General features: G+C 64.9%; 1 protein-coding gene. It reads left to right on the top strand.

From position 1 onward, the window contains the following. Positions 1–888: 888 nt before the first annotated feature. Positions 889–1,081 (top strand): hypothetical protein (locus EB084_26310; GenBank protein ID NDD31776.1); only part of this gene is annotated, 193 nt, incomplete at its 3' end.

Genomic DNA, 1,081 nt, shown 5'->3' with positions numbered 1-1,081 from the left:
ACGCGCCACGAGCCCACGACGGCGCTCGTTAGTTCGACTGTCCGCGCGCGCGGCGAGAATCGGTTTTCGTGAGCCCGTGACCCGCGGTCCGCATACAACGAGGGGCACGCCCGGCGAGGACCCAGGCAGTACGGTCAGTCGTCAGAAATGCCTCGCCTCGCCCCGGTGCGGAGTGAGACGCCGATCGCCTTGTCGGTGGGTGGTCTGTCAACGTGACAAGTGACAAGCATCTCCGCGCAGGCATACGTTACGAGCTGGCATACACTTTGCAGAAGAGGAAAAGCCCGCGCGGCCGGCTTCTTAACCATCGACGGGTGGTAGAGCACAGATCTGCTCACGGAATTCCGAGACGGCACGCACGAAGAAGCGATGGTTTCGCGCCTCGGGCACTGGTAGCCCGACCCATGCCGACGCGCTCTCCTTGCATTGGCGTGCCGTGCGTTTCGTCGGTTTCGTCGGTTTCGTCGGTTTCGTCTCCAGGCGTTCCCACGTGTTGCCCTCGACGCATGGCACCGCACGGCCGACGGTGGTCGCGTGCGCGCGCGCTGAGGCGTTCTCGAGAGCAGCCCGCTCGCCGTCTTCGGGCAGGGCGACGCGTGCTGGCCACGTGCATCTGCGCGTAGCGCGGGGCGTTGGGCCACACGCGCCATAGAGCGGCCGTTCACAGAGCGTATTGACTGGGCGGGTCCAGAATCCAATCATGAGCGTCACCCGCTGTGGGCACGCGCTCGCGGCTAGCAGAGGTAAGTCGCCCCGCGCAGGATCATCGTCGGCCGCCATAGAGTTATGCGGCTGGGCTCCTCGTGCGCGCTTTTTGGTTGTGGCTTTCGTTGGCAATACGCAGTGAAGCCTGTCGCCCGGAAAGAATAGGGTCGCGCCGACTAGGGGATGGCTCACGAATGCCCGTCCTACCTCATCATCGTCCGTACGCTGGTCGAGCACGACAGTCGGGTCGCCGCCCGAGGCTCCGCTGAGGTAGGTCACGCTCGACACGAGGGGGTGAAGGATCTCGCCTCTCTGCAAGCTCACTTCCTCCGTATCCCAGTGCATCTGGTGCCCAATCGAGCGCCCCTCGGCGCGC

The organism is Pseudomonadota bacterium (genome assembly GCA_010028905.1).
GTDB lineage: Bacteria > Vulcanimicrobiota > Xenobia > RGZZ01 > RGZZ01 > RGZZ01.
The sequence above is the reverse complement of the archived record's forward strand: the minus strand, read 5'-3'. Positions and strand labels throughout refer to the sequence as shown.